The organism is Brachymonas sp. J145 (assembly GCF_036312245.1).
GTDB classification, from domain to species: Bacteria; Pseudomonadota; Gammaproteobacteria; order Burkholderiales; family Burkholderiaceae_C; genus Brachymonas; species Brachymonas wangyanguii.
Genome location: NZ_JAZDCI010000001.1, coordinates 107,176 through 121,586, shown reverse-complemented (window position 1 = coordinate 121,586; position 14,411 = coordinate 107,176). Strand labels below are relative to the sequence as shown.

Here is a 14,411-nt window from a genome sequence, read left to right as displayed (position 1 = left end):
CTTTCAGAAAGGGGAGACAGGCAGGCGCAGCAAGGGCGCATGCAGAAAACATCCGCCTGCACACATGTGGTTTAGCGGAAAGGATACACTTTAGCCATGATTGTAGCCAGTGCCCAGTCCGCCGTCCCCTTGCTGTCGCTTGCCAGTGTGCTGGCCTATGTGGCAGCGGCGGGTGTCAGCCATGCGCGCCAGCGTCTCGGCCGTGGCGGCAGCGTGCTGCTGGCCGTGGCGGCGCTGTTGCACATGCTGGTGATTGCCCTCGGCCTGACACACCCGCTGCGTTTCGGATTTGGCCCGGCCTTGTCCATGACGGCGCTGCTCGCGCTGCTGGCCTATGCCATCGAAAGCCGCAACTACGCGCTGCAGCAGCTGCGCTGGCGGCTGGCCCTGATCGGCGCCGCCACCGTGCTGCTGGCCTGGTTGTTCCCTGGCCCGCAGCTGCCCTCGCCGGCGTCCGAATGGCTGCCGCTGCACCTGGCGCTGGGCGTGGCCTCCTACGGTCTGTTTGCCGTGGCCGTGCTGCACGCCTGGCTGATGTCGCGCGCCGAGCTGCGCATGCGCGACGGCCCGGCGCTGCTGCAGGAAGACAGCGCCACCGCCCCGACCATGCTGCCGCTGCTGACGCTGGAGCGATTGACCTTCCGCTTTGTCACGCTGGGATTCATCCTGCTGACCATCACCATCCTGCAAGGCTGGCTGTTTGGCGAGCAGCTCTATGGCCTGACCGGCGGCTGGCGCTGGAGTCACAAGACGATCTTCTCGCTGCTGTCCTGGCTGGTGTTTGCCGCCCTGCTGTGGGGGCGCTGGCAACTGGGCTGGCGCGGCCGCCGTGCCGTGCGCATGGTCTACGCCGGCGCCGGCTTGCTGCTGCTGAGCTATGTCGGCTACCACTTCGTGCTCGAGGTACTGCTGCGCCGCCTCGTCTGACCGGCTTGTCACGCAGTCCTGCGACAATCGCTCCATCATGAAATATCTGGTCGTTCTTCTCGTCATTGGCGTGGTGTTCTGGGTCTGGCGCCAAAACCGCAAGCAGGATATCCGCGAGGCCCAGGCGCAACAGCAGGCACCGCGCGTGCCCCAGGCCATGGTGCGCTGCGCCCATTGCGGCGTGCATCTGGCGCGCCAGGACGCGCTGCAGCAGTCCGGCCAGTGGTACTGTGGCCAGGAACATGCCACGCTGGCACAGCAGGCCGCCAGCAGGGATCGCGCATGATGGCCACCGCGCCCCTGTGGCAGAACGGCTGGTGCCGTCTGGCACAGCAGCAGCCGTCGCCCAATTTTGGTCCCCGGCCGACTGACGCGCAGATCGACCTGATGGTGGTGCATTCCATCAGCTTGCCGCCAGGTCAGTACGGTGGCCCGGAAATCCTGCAGCTGTTTGCCAACACGCTGGACTGGGACGCGCACCCGTATTTCCAGCAGATCCGCAGCCTGGAGGTATCCGCCCATTTCCTGATCCGCCGCGATGGCAGCATCTGGCAGTTTGTCAGTTGCGATGACCGTGCCTGGCATGCGGGCGCGTCCAGCTGGCGCGGCCGTGACAACTGCAACGACGACTCCATCGGCATCGAACTCGAGGGGCTGGAGGGCGAGCGCTTTGAACTGCCGCAATACGTGGCGCTGGCCGAGCTGGCGCAGGCGATCCGCCAACAGTATCCGCTGGCGCACGTGGCGGGCCATGAGCACATCGCGCCCGGGCGCAAGTGCGATCCCGGTGCCGGCTTTGACTGGCCGCTGCTGGCGCGCCTGAGCGGCTGGCCCGAGGCGATGTTCCCGCCGGGCGTGCTCGGCCAGGGCTGCGCGACCTGAGATGTATCCTATGGCGGCTGTGGTCACCACACTGCAATTTCGGCGCTGGCAGCAGGGGAACTGCTTGAAACTATTGCATCTGACAGCACTTGGTTCCATAATACAAAATTAAACCCTGCTGCTCAGGAGAGTCCCCATGGCTAGCGCCAAGAAACCGGCCGCATCCGCAACTGCAACGTCTTCCGCCCCTGCCGCACCGCGCAAGAAGCCGGCTGCGAAGCCGGCGGCTGTTGCTGCGGTCGTGACCGAGGCAGCCAGCATCGAGGCTCCGGTGAGCCAGCCGGCCGCCGCCAAGGCACCGGCCAGCCGTGCGCGCACGACGACTGCCAAGACTACGGCGGCAAAAACGTCGGCCACCAAGGCAAGCACCACCCGCAAGACGGCCGCCAAGCCGGCAGCCGAATCTGACACGGCGGTTGCCACCAGGCCCGCCACGGCCACGCGCAAGCGCGCCAGCAGCGCCAAATCCGCCACCAGCACCACTGCCTCCAGCCGTCTCAATGGCCAGACCGCTGCCGCCAGCGGTGGTGCCGCGCCCGTGGCACGCACCCGCATCAGCCCGCTGGGTACCTGGCCGTTCCCGACCGGTCCCAAGCCCTGAAGCCGGCTCAGTAGCCTGCCACTACCTGCGGATCGACCTGGTAGTTCTGCGGGCCACGGTGCGCGATCTTGAGCGCGCCCAGGTAGTTGCCCAGCTTCGCGCAGCGCACCAGATCCCAGCCCTGTTCCAGCCCGTACAGCAGGGCACCACGCCAGGCATCGCCACAGCCGGTCGGATCGACCACGGCAGCCGGCGTCACCGCCGCCACTTCGCGGCAGGCACCATCGACCCACACTTCACAACCTTGTTCGCCCAGCGTCACCACCAGGCCACGCAGCTGGCGTGACAGGGCTGCGCGGTCATAGCCCAGGCGTTCGCACAGCAGGTGCGCCTCGTAGTCGTTCACAGTAACCCACGTCGCCAGATCAACGAGTTGCTGGAGCTCCTCGCCATTGAACAGTGGCAGGCCCTGGCCCGGATCGAAGACAAAGGGAATGCCGGCGGCATGCAGCTGCTGTGCATGCTGTTGCATCGCTTCCTTGCCGTTGGGCGAGACGATGGCCAGCGTGATCGGCGTATCGGCCGGCACCGGGTTCAGATGGGCATGCGACATGGCGCCGGGGTGGAAGGCCGTGATCTGGTTTTGCTGCTGGTCGGTCATGATGGTGCACTGCGCGGTGTAGCAGTCCTCCAGTACGGCGACGTGCTCAGTGCTGATGCCGAGCTGGCGCAGGCGATCCAGGTAATGGCCACCGTCGCGGCCGACCGAAGCCAGCGGCAGCGGCGTGCCGCCGAGCTGCTTCAGCGCATAGGCAATATTGCCGGCGCAGCCGCCGTAATCGCTGCGCATCTGCGGTGCCAGAAAGGACACGCTGAGCTTGTCGATCTGCTCGGGCAGGATATGGTCGGCAAAACGGCCGCCAAACTCCAGGATGATGTCGATGGCGACGGAACCGGAAATCAGGATGGACATGGGAATCGGTAGGAATCAGGGACAGAAAAGCCGCTGACAACTGCCAGCGGCCGGAAAAAGGAGACGTGTGCTCAGGCAGGCTTGTGGCCGGTCATCAGGATCCAGCCGTCTTCCGTGTCGGTGACTTCCAGCTGGATGTAGGGCGCGTAGGCCTCTTTCAGCTCGTCGGCCTGGCGTTCCAGGATGCCGGCCAGCACCAGATCGCCGCCAGCCGCCACATGCGCCACCAGCAGCGGTGCCAGCACCTTGAGCGGCGTTGCCAGGATGTTGGCCAGCACAGTCTGGTAGCGGCCTTCGGCAGGATCGACCAGCTCCGGCAGGCCGGCATTCAGCTGCACATGGTTGGTGTCGGCGTTGATGCGCGTGGCTTCGACGGCGGCCGGATCGATATCCACCGCGTCGATCTCGACCGCGCCGAACTTGCCGGCGCCGATTGCCAGAATGCCGGAGCCACAGCCGTAATCGAGCACGCGGCCCAGCTTGTGCGGCTCGCCGGGGGCGCCATGGCGGGCAATCCAGCGCAGGCACATGCGCGTGGTAGGGTGCGTGCCAGTGCCAAAGGCCAGGCCCGGATCCAGGCGGATCAGCTGCTTGGCCTCGGCCGGCGGTTCATGCCAGCTCGGCACGATCCAGAACGTGGGCGTGATGTCTACCGGGGCGAACTGCGATTGCGTCAGGCGCACCCAGTCCTGGTCCGGCACATGCTGGATGCCGACCACGCGCGAATCGGCAAAAAAGTCCTGCAGCGCCAGCAGGCGCGCGGCTTCCTGCGCGGCGTCTTCGGCCGGGAACAGCGCGACCAGCAGCGAGCGCTGCCAGCCCTCGCGCGGAGCCGGCATGCCGGGCTCGCCGAACAGCGGCTGTTCGGCCTCGGTATGGGCATCGGCATCTTCTACCGAGACGCTGAGCGCATCCAGCGCGTCCAGTGCCTCGCACAGGGTCTCGACGTGGGTTTCCGGGCACAGCAGGCGCAGTTCGTACATGGTGATGAATCCAGGGCAACAGGAAAAAGACCCGCACGTGGCGGGTCTGGCTTCAGGAGGTCAGCGTCCGCGCTGGTGCAACCATTCTTCCAGGTAATGGATGTTGGTGCCGCCTTCGCAGAACTTCGCATCCACCACCAGCTCGCGGTGCAGCGGGATGTTGGTGTTGATGCCTTCCACCACGGTCTCGTTCAAGGCGTTGTGCATGCGTGCCAGCGCCTGTTCGCGCGTGTCGCCGTGCACGATCAGCTTGCCGATCATGGAGTCGTAGGTGGGCGGCACGAAGTAGTTGGTGTAGACATGGCTGTCCACGCGCACGCCCGGGCCACCGGCCGGGTGCCAGTGCGTGATGCGACCCGGCGAGGGGTAGAACTTGTACGGGTCTTCGGCGTTGATGCGGCACTCGATGGCGTGGCCCTTCATCTGGATCTGGCGCTGCGTGAACGGCAGCTTCAGGCCGGCGGCGACTTCGATCTGGGCACGTACCAGGTCGATGCCGGTGACCATTTCCGTGACCGGGTGCTCCACCTGCAGGCGCGTGTTCATCTCGATGAAGTAGAACTCGCCGTTCTCGTACAGGAATTCGAAGGTGCCGGCGCCACGGTAGCCGATCTTGCGGCAGGCCAGGGCGCAGCGCTCGCCAATGCGCTCGACGGCGCGGCGCAGCAGGCCGGGGGCGGGTGCTTCCTCGATAATCTTCTGGTGGCGGCGCTGCATGGAGCAGTCGCGCTCGCCCAGGAACACCGCGTTGCGGTGCGTGTCGGCCAGCACCTGGATCTCGATGTGGCGCGGGTTCTGGAGGAATTTCTCCATGTAGACCGCGGGGTTGCCAAAGGCAGTGGCTGCTTCGGCCTTGGTCATGGCGACGGCGTTGATCAGCGCTGCCTCGGTATGGACCACGCGCATGCCGCGACCACCGCCACCACCGGCGGCCTTGATGATCACCGGATAGCCGATGCGCTTGGCAATGGCACGGATGGCGGCCGGATCGTCCGGCAGTTCGCCGTCGGAGCCGGGCACGCAGGGCACGCCGGCCTTGATCATGGCGGCCTTGGCCGAGACCTTGTCGCCCATCAGGCGGATCGATTCGGCGGTCGGGCCAATGAAGGCGAAGCCGCTCTGCTCGACGCGCTCGGAGAAGTCGGCGTTTTCGGACAGGAAGCCGTAACCGGGGTGGATGGCTTCGGCATCGGTGACTTCGGCGGCCGCGATGATGGCGGTCATGTTGAGGTAGCTCTGGGCCGAGGGGGCCGGGCCGATGCAGATCGCCTCGTCCGCCATCTTGACGTACATGGCGTCGCGATCGGCTTCGGAATAGACCATGACGGCCTTGATACCCATTTCGCGGCAGGCGCGCTGGATGCGCAGGGCGATCTCGCCTCGGTTGGCGATCAGGATTTTCTTGAACATCGTCGTGTCCTCACTGTTCAGGGGCTACGCAGCAGGCTGCGCGCAAAGGGATCGTGCAGGGGTGCCGGCGGTTCAGCGTCGGCACGGCGTGCATCACTCGATCACGAACAGGGGCTGGCCGAATTCCACGGCGTCGCCGTTGTCGCACAGGATCCTGGTCACGGTTCCGGCCTTTTCGGATTCGATTTCGTTCAGGATCTTCATGGCTTCGACGATGCACAGGGTGTCGCCTTCCTTGACCGTGCTGCCGACTTCGACAAAGGCCTTGGCGCCGGGGCTGCTGGCGCGGTAGAAGGTGCCGACCATGGGCGACTTGATCTGGAAGCCGGTTTCTTCGGGGGCGGCTTCGGCGGCAGGTGCGGCAGCCGGTGCAGCGGCTGCGACCGGTGCAGCTGCGGCCGGGGCAGTAGCTACCGGCATCATGACGGGCGCATGACCCTGGGCCATCTCGGGGCCACCCTTGACGATGCGGACCTTGCCTTCGGCTTCGGTGATCTCCAGTTCCGAAACGTTGGATTCGGACACGAGGTCGATCAAGGTCTTGAGTTTGCGTAGATCCATTATTGACCTTTCTTAGGGCGCGGAGCCCCTTGTTTGCTGGCATCAGTCAGTATTTTTGGCTGATCTGCGCCTAAATGCAAGATAAGTAGCGTTAACTACGTTTATACGACTGGGCCGGGGTGACGTTGGCCCGGGCCGGAAGACACTTCAGCAGAAGTGCGGAATGTATTGATTTTACGTAAAAATCCGTCAACTGTACGGATTTCACGAAAAAGCACGCTGGTGCCATTTCAGCAGCCGCGGCAAATCCAGCTGCCCGGTATGGGCTGCCAGCGCATTTCCCTGGGCGTCCAGCAGCAGGCTGAACGGCAGGCCGCGCGCCGTATTGCCGAGATCTCCAGCCAGCTCCATGCCGAGGCGGTTGCCGGCCAGGAGGACCGGAAACTGCACCGGCATGCGCTGCAGGAAGCGCTCCACGGCTTCCGGTTTGTCAACGGCGATACCGACGGTTTGCCAGCCTTTTGCTGCATTTTGCTGGTAGAAGGCGTCAAGAAGCGGCATTTCCTCGATGCACGGTGGGCACCAGGTGGCCCACAGGTTGATCAGCAGCGGCTTGCCCTGAAAGCTTTCCAGCGTGCGTGTGCCGATCTGGCCGGGCTGGGCAAATGCATGCGTCAGCCAGCGCTCCGGCACGCCAGCCACCGCTTCCGGTACCGGGGCCTGGCGCGGCCCGAACTGGCGCCATCCGGCTACGCCGGCCGCCCCTGCGGCGACCGAGGCCAGCGTCCAGCCGAGCCAGCGTCGGCGACTGCTGCTGGCCGTGGATGAGGTGTCGGTCTTGGAGTTTTGCATGGAAATGGCCTCAAAAGTAGGAAATTGCCAGACGATAAGGCGATTTCAATCCTGGTTGATCAGCTCGCGCAATTGGCTGGCGGTACCGCGCGGCTTGCGCTGCTGCTGGTCCAGCTGCAGCGAGCCCCGTTGGGCCAGTGTATCGTGTACCAGCAGATGCACGCCAATATCCTCCTGCAGCTCAGGGCTCCAGGCATGGATGCTCAGGGCATCGGCGTCGACACCACGCAGGCCGGCCACGCGGCTGGCCTCGTAGTCCACGCCTTCGTTGATCAGGCTGATCTCCACTGCTTTCGGGTCATCGCTGAACAGGTGCAGGTAGATATCGCTCAGGCGCGTGGCGGTGCCGTGCCACACTGCACCGGACACCAGCGGCTGGAAGGCCTGCAGGCGGTCCATCCACTGCAGCGCCAGCTCGCGCAGGGCCAGCAGCTCGGCTGGCTGGGTATCGGCGCAGAATACCGCCAGATACTCGCGCACGGCGGCTTCGACCAGGTCGTTGCCGGGCAGGGCGGTGCGCGCCGGGAGCTTGAGTTGTTTCAGCGCGCGCTGCTTGGCCGGGCCGAACTCCAGCCCTTCCTCCACCACCAGCCGGGCGGCGGCCTGGGCCAGTTCCTCGTCGAAACTGCCGGCCATGGCTCAGTTCCGGGCCTGCAGGGCGTCCAGCAGCTTGCCGTGGATGCCCCCAAAGCCGCCGTTGCTCATGCACAGCAGGTGGTCGCCGGGCTGGACCGCAGCCAGCACCTGCTGGATCAGCGTATCGATATCGCCGGCCACGCAGGCACGTTCGCCCATGGGCGCCAGTGCCTCTGCCGCGTTCCAGTCCAGGCCGCCGGAGTGGCAGAAGGACAGATCGGCCTGCTCCAGGCTCCAGGGCAGCTGGGCCTTCATCGTGCCCAGCTTCATGGTGTTGCTGCGCGGCTCGAAAATCGCCAGGATGCGTTCGCCCTGGCGGCCATCGCTGTCGAGCTTGCGGCGCAGGCCGTCCAGCGTGGTGCGGATGGCCGTGGGATGGTGGGCAAAGTCGTCGTAGAGCGTGATGTCGCCACCGTCACGCGCCACGCTGCCGCGCATTTCCATGCGGCGGCGCGCGTTGACAAAGCTGCCTAGTGCCTCGGCGGCGACTTCAGGGGCCACACCGACGTGGGCGGCCGCGGCAATCGTGGCCAGCGCGTTAAGTTGGTTGTGGGTGCCGGTCAGGTTCCAGCGCACGTGTGCCACCTGACGGCCCTGGTGCAGCACGGCAAAATCGTGCGGCTCGCCGTCGGCCACATAGTCGCTCACGGCGGTGCCGAAGGTCTGCACCTGGCTCCAGCAGCCCTGGTGCAGCACGCGCGTGATGCTCTCTTCCAGACCGTTGGCGACAATACAGCCGCTACCCGGCACGGTGCGCACCAGATGGTGGAATTGGCGCTCGATGGCAGCCAGATCGGGGAAGATGTCGGCATGATCGTACTCGAGGTTGTTGAGTACGGCGGTGCGCGGGCGGTAGTGCACGAACTTGCTGCGCTTGTCGAAGAAGGCGGTATCGTACTCGTCGGCCTCGATCACGAAGTAGCCGCGCGCATGGCCAGCCGGGACACTGCCCAGGCGCGCCGAGATGCCGAAGTTGAGCGGCACGCCGCCAATCAGGAAGCCCGGCTGCAGGCCGGCCTGCTCCAGCACCCAGGCCAGCATCGAGGAGGTGCTGGTCTTGCCATGGGTACCGGCCAGTGCCAGCACGTGCTTGCCCTGCAGCACATGCTCGGCCAGCCACTGCGGACCGCTGGTGTAGGGCAGGCCCTGCTCCAGGATCGCTTCCATCAGCGGGAACTTGGGGCTGCCATCATCGAGCCGGGCGCGGCTGACGACGTTGCCGACCACGTACATGTCGGGCTGGAGCGCGGTCTGTTCCGCGCCAAAGCCTTCGATCAGGTCGATGCCGAGCGCGCGCAGCTGGTCGCTCATGGGGGGATACACACCGGCGTCGCAGCCGGTGACCTTGTGGCCGGCCTCACGGGCCAGCGCGGCGACACCTCCCATGAAGGTGCCGCAGATACCGAGAATATGGATGTGCATGCGCTGATTGTACGGTCTGGCCGGCGGGCTGCTTCAGGAGACAACCTGTACTCGGCCGTGTTGGGCGTGTCGCTTTTCTTCCTGCAGCACGGCCAGCAGCAACCCCATGCCCAGCACCATCACCAGGGCGGTCACGATCAGGGCGCCGTGGTAACTGCCAGTGGCATTGGCGATGGTGCCGGCCATGGCCGGCGCGAAAATCTGGGCCACGCCATAACTTACGGTCATGCGCGCCATGGCCTTGGCAGGGTTGGCCGGGAAATGGCGTCCGGTCAGCGTCAGCGTCAGGCTGACGATGCCGACAAAGGTCACGCCATACAGGATGGCGCCAATCACGTTGAGCGTGGCGCTGCCGGTAAACACCGGCAGGATGATGGACAGGGTCTGCAGCGCATAGGCCAGCAGCAGCGCCTGCACCTGGCCCATGGCACCGGCGATACGATCCCAGAGGAAGCAGGAGGGCGCAGCGGCAACGCCAGCAATCACCCAGACCCAGTTGCCCTTGCCGGCCAGCAAGGGCAATTCCAGCAGGATTGCGACGATGAAGGTGGCGGTAACGACAAAGCCGAAGCCGGCGCAGAAATAGGCGCCCATCATCAGTCGCATCCAGCGGCCGCCCGGACTGGTGACCGTTGCTGCAGGGCTGGCGCCGGCCGCAGCTGGCGGCATGCTGGCCGGGGCCGGCATCCACCACCAGGCTGGCACGAAGAACAGCAGTCCGAGCAGCGTCAGCCAGATCCATTGCCCCTGCCAGGACAGGTGGTCGACCATGCTGGCCACGGCAACACCAGTCACCACCATGCCCAGGCCCATGCCCATGAAGTGCAGGCCGAGCTCCGGCTTGAAGCCGTGGCGGATCAGCCAGTTCAGCACCAGGCCGGAGGCCAGCAACAGTCCGGCGATATTGGAAAAGCCGGCGATATAGCGCAGCAGCGCCCACAGGTAGACGTTTTCGGTCAGCCCCATGCCGACCGTGCTGACCAGAGCCAGCAGCAGACCGTAACGGTACAGGCGGTATTTCTGCTGCAGGTCACCGACCGTGGCGGCCAGCAGGACGCCGCTCATGTAGCCGGCATAGTTCAGCGTGGCCAGCCAGCCGCCGGCCAGCGCTGACAGCCCGGCCTGCTCGCTCATGATGGGCAGCATCGGCGTATAGGCAAAGCGGCCCATGCCAACGGTAAGGATCAGGGCGCAAATGCCGGCCAGGATGACGCGGCGGCGCTGGGCGAGGGTCGATGGGGTAGGCGTAGCAGTCACGAAAAAGGCGGGTAACGGACAAACAGGACAGCGTCAGAGCTGGTCGCCGGGAATGGCGGGCGGCAGGCTGGCCAGCTCCTCATTGGTAAAGACGCAGGAGCAGGGCAGATCATACGGTGTCTCCTGTCGTGATGAGGGTGCCTGCCGGAGCGGCAAAAACCATCATAGGGGCAGGCAACTGCCGGGTCGTACCGGGGAAAACCCTAGCCGCAGGCAAGACCGCAGACAGCAAAACGCCAGCGCGAGGCTGGCGTACTTGCGGGGAAATCCTGGATCTCAGAACGAGATCATGGTGTTTTCGGCATCGATGCTGATGACCTGCTTGGCCAGTGCCGTCTTGGCGGCGCTGGCAAAGCTGGTGGCCCATTCCTGGTTTTCAAAGCCGGAAGGACCGGCGCTCTGGGCAATGCGCACCACCTTGTCGGCATTCAGCACCTTGCCCGAGGAACGGATCGGCTCGCAGTCGAGGCGCACGAATTCCTGGTCGAGCCAGGTACGTGCTTCCTGGGTGTCCATCTCGGGCACCGAGTCGAGCGGGATGATGAATTCCTTGGTGGGGCTGAACTTGACGATCAATTCGCTTTGCATGTCGCATGTCTCCGTTGGCTGGAACCGGTCACAGCAGGTGACCGGAATCCACCCATTTTAGAAAGAGTTGACGTGTGCGGAAGCCGACTCAGGGAAAGCACTAGCGCTTATTTTCCCTGCTTGCGACGCGCCTTGACGCCTTCGGACAGGATTTCCAGCGCCTGCAGCGTGTCATCCCAGCCCAGGCAGGCATCGGTAATGCTCTTGCCGTACTCCAGCCCGGCCAGCGAATCCTTGCCCGGCGTGAACTTCTGGGCGCCGGCGTGGATATTGCTTTCCAGCATCACGCCGAACACCTTGTCGGAGCCGGAGGCCAGCTGGCGCGCGACTTCGCGCGAGACCTCGAGCTGCTTTTCGTGCTTCTTGCTGCTGTTGGCGTGGCTGCAGTCGACCATCACGGTCGGGCGCAGGCCGGCATCCTTCAGGTCGCCGCAGGCGGCATCGACATTGGCCTCGTCGTAGTTGGGCTGCTTGCCGCCGCGCAGGATCACGTGGCAGTCCGGGTTGCCTTCGGTGTCGACGATGGCGACATGGCCGTTCTTGTGCACCGACAGGAAGTGGTGGCCGCGCGACGCCGCCTGGATCGCGTCGGTGGCGATCTTCAGGTTGCCGTCGGTGCCGTTCTTGAAGCCGATCGGGGCCGACAGGCCGCTGGCCAGTTCGCGGTGGATCTGGCTTTCGGTGGTGCGTGCACCAATCGCGCCCCAGGAGATCAGGTCGCCGATGTACTGCGGGGAGATCACGTCCAGGAACTCGCTGCCGGCCGGCAGGTCCAGGCGGTTGATGTCGATCAGCAGCTGGCGCGCAATGCGCAGGCCTTCGTCGATGCGGCAGCTTTCGTCCAGGTAGGGGTCGTTGATCAGGCCCTTCCAGCCCACCGTGGTGCGCGGCTTCTCGAAGTAGACGCGCATCACGATTTCCAGCGTGTCGGCGAAGTGGTCGCGCTGCTGCTTCAGGCGCTGCGCGTACTCCAGCGCCGCCTTGGGATCGTGGATCGAGCAGGGGCCGACGACGACCAGCAGGCGGTCATCCTTGCCGCGCATGATCTGCTGGATGGTCTTGCGGGTATTGCCCACCAGTTTTTCAACCGGGGAGCCCTTGATCGGGAAGAAGCGGATCAGGTGTTCGGGAGGAGGCAGCATGGTCAGGCTCTTGATGCGGGCGTTGTCGGTCGTTCCAGTCTTGTCGGCCGGCTGTGCATACAGAGTCGTGTCGCTGGTCTTGGGCGGGGTCATCGGAGAGCTCCTGTGTGGGTAGGTTGACTGGTCAAAAACGGGGCGAAAAAAAAACCGCCAGGGGTTTCCGGGCGGTTCAGGAGGGTTACGCTTTTCAGGTGTGCTCAAGCCTCTCGTCCGCCAAAGACAGAGAACCAAAAGCCAAAATAGAAAGCGCGTGAAACTTGCATGGAACTGACTATACCATGAGCCTAATCCCGCATGTCAAGGTCGGACATGCAATTCCGGCCCGACATGTGGATTGCGTCACGCCGTACCGCCCACCGTGAGGCCGTTGATGCGCATGGTCGGCTGGCCAACGCCCACCGGCACGCTCTGGCCTTCCTTGCCGCAGGTGCCGACGCCGCTGTCCAGGCGCATGTCGTTGCCGATCATGCTGACGCGGGTCAGCGCGTCCGGGCCGTTGCCGATCAGCGTGGCGCCCTTGACCGGATACTGCAGCTTGCCGTCTTCCACCCACCAGGCCTGGCTGGCCGAGAACACGAACTTGCCGCTGGTGATGTCGACCTGGCCGCCGCCGAAGTTGGTGGCGTACAGGCCGCGCTTGAGGCTGCCGATAATGGCTTCGGGGTCTTCGCTGCCGCCGAGCATATAGGTGTTGGTCATGCGCGGCATCGGCAGGTGGGCGTAGCTCTCGCGGCGGCCGTTGCCGGTGGATTTGGTCTTCATCAGGCGCGCATTCATGCGGTCCTGCAGGTAGCCCTTGAGGATGCCGTCCTCGATCAGCACGGTCTGGCGCGTGGCGTGGCCTTCGTCGTCCACGTTCAGGCTGCCACGGCGGTCGGGCAGGGTGCCGTCATCCAGCACGGTGACGCCCTTGGCTGCCACGCGTTCGCCGATGCGGCCGGCAAAGGCGCTGCTGCCCTTGCGGTTGAAATCGCCTTCGAGGCCGTGGCCGACGGCTTCGTGGATCAGCACGCCGGGCCAGCCGGAGCCGAGCACCACGTCCATCTGGCCGGCCGGGGCCGGGCGCGCTTCCAGGTTGGTCAGCGCGGCTCCCACCGCTTCATCGACATACTGCTGCAGCATGGCATCGTCGAAATAGTCCATGCCCAGACGGCCACCGCCGCCGGCAGAACCGACTTCACGGCGCAGCTCGCCACCGATCTTCTGCTCCACGATCACGGTCAGGCTCAGGCGGATCAGCGGGCGCACGTCGGCGGCCAGCTTGCCGTCGGCACGCGCCACCAGCACCACATCGTATTCGCCGGCCAGGCCGGCCATGACCTGCTTGACGCGCGTATCCTTGGCGCGCGCCATGCCTTCGATGCGCTCCAGCAGCTGGATCTTGGCGCTGCTGTCCAGCGTCAGGATCGGGTTTTCCGGGGTGTAGAGGCGGCGGCTCTTCGACAGCTTGCCAATCTTGCTGGCCGGTTCCACTTTGACGCGGCCGTGCTGGCCGGCCGAGCCGATGGTGCGCACGGTGCGTGCCGCGTCCTTCAGCGAAGCCAGCGAAATGTCATCGGAATAGGCGAAAGCGGTTTTTTCACCCGCCACGGCGCGCACGCCGACGCCTTGGTCAATACTGAAGCTGCCGGTCTTGACGATGCCTTCTTCCAGGCTCCAGCCCTCGCTGCAGGTGTATTGGAAATACAGGTCGGCATCATCGACACCGCGAGTGCGCATGCTGGCCAGCACCTTGTGCAGCTGGGCCTGGCTCAGGCCGAAGGGAGCCAGCAACAGCGATTCGGCAATCTCCAGGGGCTGGCGGGTATTCTGGGACGAAGGGGCGGGCATGGCCGCAGTCAGGGCGCTGGTCAGGTTCATGGGCGGATTGTAGGCGCAGAAGGCCAGCCGCTCCAGCCGCTGGCAGCGGATATCCGACGCCATCCGGGGGGATGGCGTGCCGGGTCAGGGGAGAGTCAGGCTTCGGCCGTCAGGTCGTTGACGGTGGCTTCGGGGGCGTGCTTCATCACCGATTCGATGCCGTTGTCACGCGAGGCTTCGCTCTTGTACATCTGGCTCTGGCCAATGACCTGGTGGTTGCCGGCCTTGAGCACGAAGTAGGGCGAACCATCCTTGGCTTCGAGGCGCTGGAAACGGTTGGCGTCGGCGCCGTTCTTCTGCACCGATGCAATGCCCTTGTTGGCGCTGGCGCGGGTTTCGTACATCTCGCTGCTCAGGATGGCCTGGCCGTTGCTGGCCTTGAGCGTGAAGAAGAACTTGCCGTTGCTGGATTTTTTCAGATCGATCTGGCCTGCCAT

At 65.0% G+C, this 14,411-nt stretch carries 16 protein-coding genes; 4 read left to right on the top strand and 12 right to left on the bottom strand.

Annotated features, from left to right (window positions below):
• The first annotated feature begins 96 nt into the window (after nucleotides 1–96).
• From V1261_RS00555 to V1261_RS00540, 4 genes are all read left to right on the top strand, one after another.
• Nucleotides 97–927 carry a cytochrome C assembly family protein gene (locus V1261_RS00555; RefSeq protein WP_329769387.1) on the top strand — a complete coding sequence of 277 codons (831 nt, stop codon included), beginning with the start codon at nucleotides 97–99 and terminating at the stop codon, nucleotides 925–927.
• 37 nt (nucleotides 928–964) lie between these two features.
• On the top strand, nucleotides 965–1,213 hold the full coding sequence (locus tag V1261_RS00550; protein ID WP_329769385.1) for a PP0621 family protein: 249 nt from the start codon (nucleotides 965–967) through the stop codon (nucleotides 1,211–1,213).
• Nucleotides 1,210–1,809, top strand: coding sequence for a 1,6-anhydro-N-acetylmuramyl-L-alanine amidase AmpD (ampD, locus tag V1261_RS00545; RefSeq protein ID WP_405197989.1), 600 nt, complete (start codon nucleotides 1,210–1,212; stop codon nucleotides 1,807–1,809). The genes V1261_RS00550 and ampD overlap by 4 nt, the downstream gene beginning before the upstream one ends.
• Before the next feature lie 136 nt (nucleotides 1,810–1,945).
• Nucleotides 1,946–2,410 carry a histone gene (locus tag V1261_RS00540; RefSeq protein ID WP_329769383.1) on the top strand — a complete coding sequence of 155 codons (465 nt, stop codon included), beginning with the start codon at nucleotides 1,946–1,948 and terminating at the stop codon, nucleotides 2,408–2,410.
• A gap of 7 nt (nucleotides 2,411–2,417) precedes the next feature.
• On the opposite strand, the gene V1261_RS00535 is transcribed toward V1261_RS00540, so the two are convergent.
• From V1261_RS00535 to V1261_RS00480, 12 genes are all read right to left on the bottom strand, one after another.
• On the bottom strand, nucleotides 2,418–3,323 hold the full coding sequence (locus V1261_RS00535; RefSeq protein WP_329769382.1) for a carbohydrate kinase family protein: 906 nt from the start codon (nucleotides 3,321–3,323) through the stop codon (nucleotides 2,418–2,420).
• Between the two features lie 71 nt (nucleotides 3,324–3,394).
• Nucleotides 3,395–4,306 carry a 50S ribosomal protein L11 methyltransferase gene (gene prmA, locus V1261_RS00530; RefSeq protein ID WP_329769381.1) on the bottom strand — a complete coding sequence of 304 codons (912 nt, stop codon included), beginning with the start codon at nucleotides 4,304–4,306 and terminating at the stop codon, nucleotides 3,395–3,397.
• A gap of 60 nt (nucleotides 4,307–4,366) precedes the next feature.
• Nucleotides 4,367–5,716 (bottom strand): acetyl-CoA carboxylase biotin carboxylase subunit, encoded by a 1,350-nt coding sequence (gene accC / locus V1261_RS00525; RefSeq protein ID WP_329769379.1) that lies wholly within the window; start codon nucleotides 5,714–5,716, stop codon nucleotides 4,367–4,369.
• A gap of 93 nt (nucleotides 5,717–5,809) precedes the next feature.
• The gene (gene accB, locus V1261_RS00520; protein WP_329769378.1) at nucleotides 5,810–6,277 is read right to left on the bottom strand and encodes an acetyl-CoA carboxylase biotin carboxyl carrier protein; all 468 of its coding nucleotides are present in this window, start codon (nucleotides 6,275–6,277) and stop codon (nucleotides 5,810–5,812) included.
• Between the two features lie 204 nt (nucleotides 6,278–6,481).
• Complete coding sequence (locus V1261_RS00515; protein WP_329769377.1) at nucleotides 6,482–7,069, bottom strand: TlpA disulfide reductase family protein; 588 nt, start codon at nucleotides 7,067–7,069, stop codon at nucleotides 6,482–6,484.
• Nucleotides 7,070–7,114: 45 nt separating this feature from the next.
• A complete protein-coding gene (locus V1261_RS00510; RefSeq protein ID WP_329769376.1) occupies nucleotides 7,115–7,705 on the bottom strand; it encodes a hypothetical protein in 591 nt (196 codons plus the stop codon).
• Between the two features lie 3 nt (nucleotides 7,706–7,708).
• Nucleotides 7,709–9,127 (bottom strand): UDP-N-acetylmuramate:L-alanyl-gamma-D-glutamyl-meso-diaminopimelate ligase, encoded by a 1,419-nt coding sequence (mpl, locus tag V1261_RS00505; RefSeq protein WP_329769374.1) that lies wholly within the window; start codon nucleotides 9,125–9,127, stop codon nucleotides 7,709–7,711.
• A 33-nt stretch (nucleotides 9,128–9,160) separates the two neighbouring features.
• Nucleotides 9,161–10,384, bottom strand: coding sequence for a YbfB/YjiJ family MFS transporter (locus tag V1261_RS00500; RefSeq protein ID WP_329769373.1), 1,224 nt, complete (start codon nucleotides 10,382–10,384; stop codon nucleotides 9,161–9,163).
• 276 nt (nucleotides 10,385–10,660) lie between these two features.
• On the bottom strand, nucleotides 10,661–10,972 hold the full coding sequence (locus tag V1261_RS00495) for a hypothetical protein (protein WP_329769371.1): 312 nt from the start codon (nucleotides 10,970–10,972) through the stop codon (nucleotides 10,661–10,663).
• A 107-nt stretch (nucleotides 10,973–11,079) separates the two neighbouring features.
• A complete protein-coding gene (locus V1261_RS00490; RefSeq protein WP_329769370.1) occupies nucleotides 11,080–12,207 on the bottom strand; it encodes a 3-deoxy-7-phosphoheptulonate synthase in 1,128 nt (375 codons plus the stop codon).
• A 246-nt stretch (nucleotides 12,208–12,453) separates the two neighbouring features.
• Nucleotides 12,454–13,944, bottom strand: a complete 1,491-nt coding sequence (gene tldD, locus V1261_RS00485) for a metalloprotease TldD (RefSeq protein ID WP_442877942.1) — start codon at nucleotides 13,942–13,944, stop codon at nucleotides 12,454–12,456.
• Nucleotides 13,945–14,069: 125 nt separating this feature from the next.
• Nucleotides 14,070–14,411, bottom strand: a complete 342-nt coding sequence (locus tag V1261_RS00480; RefSeq protein ID WP_329769366.1) for a YegP family protein — start codon at nucleotides 14,409–14,411, stop codon at nucleotides 14,070–14,072.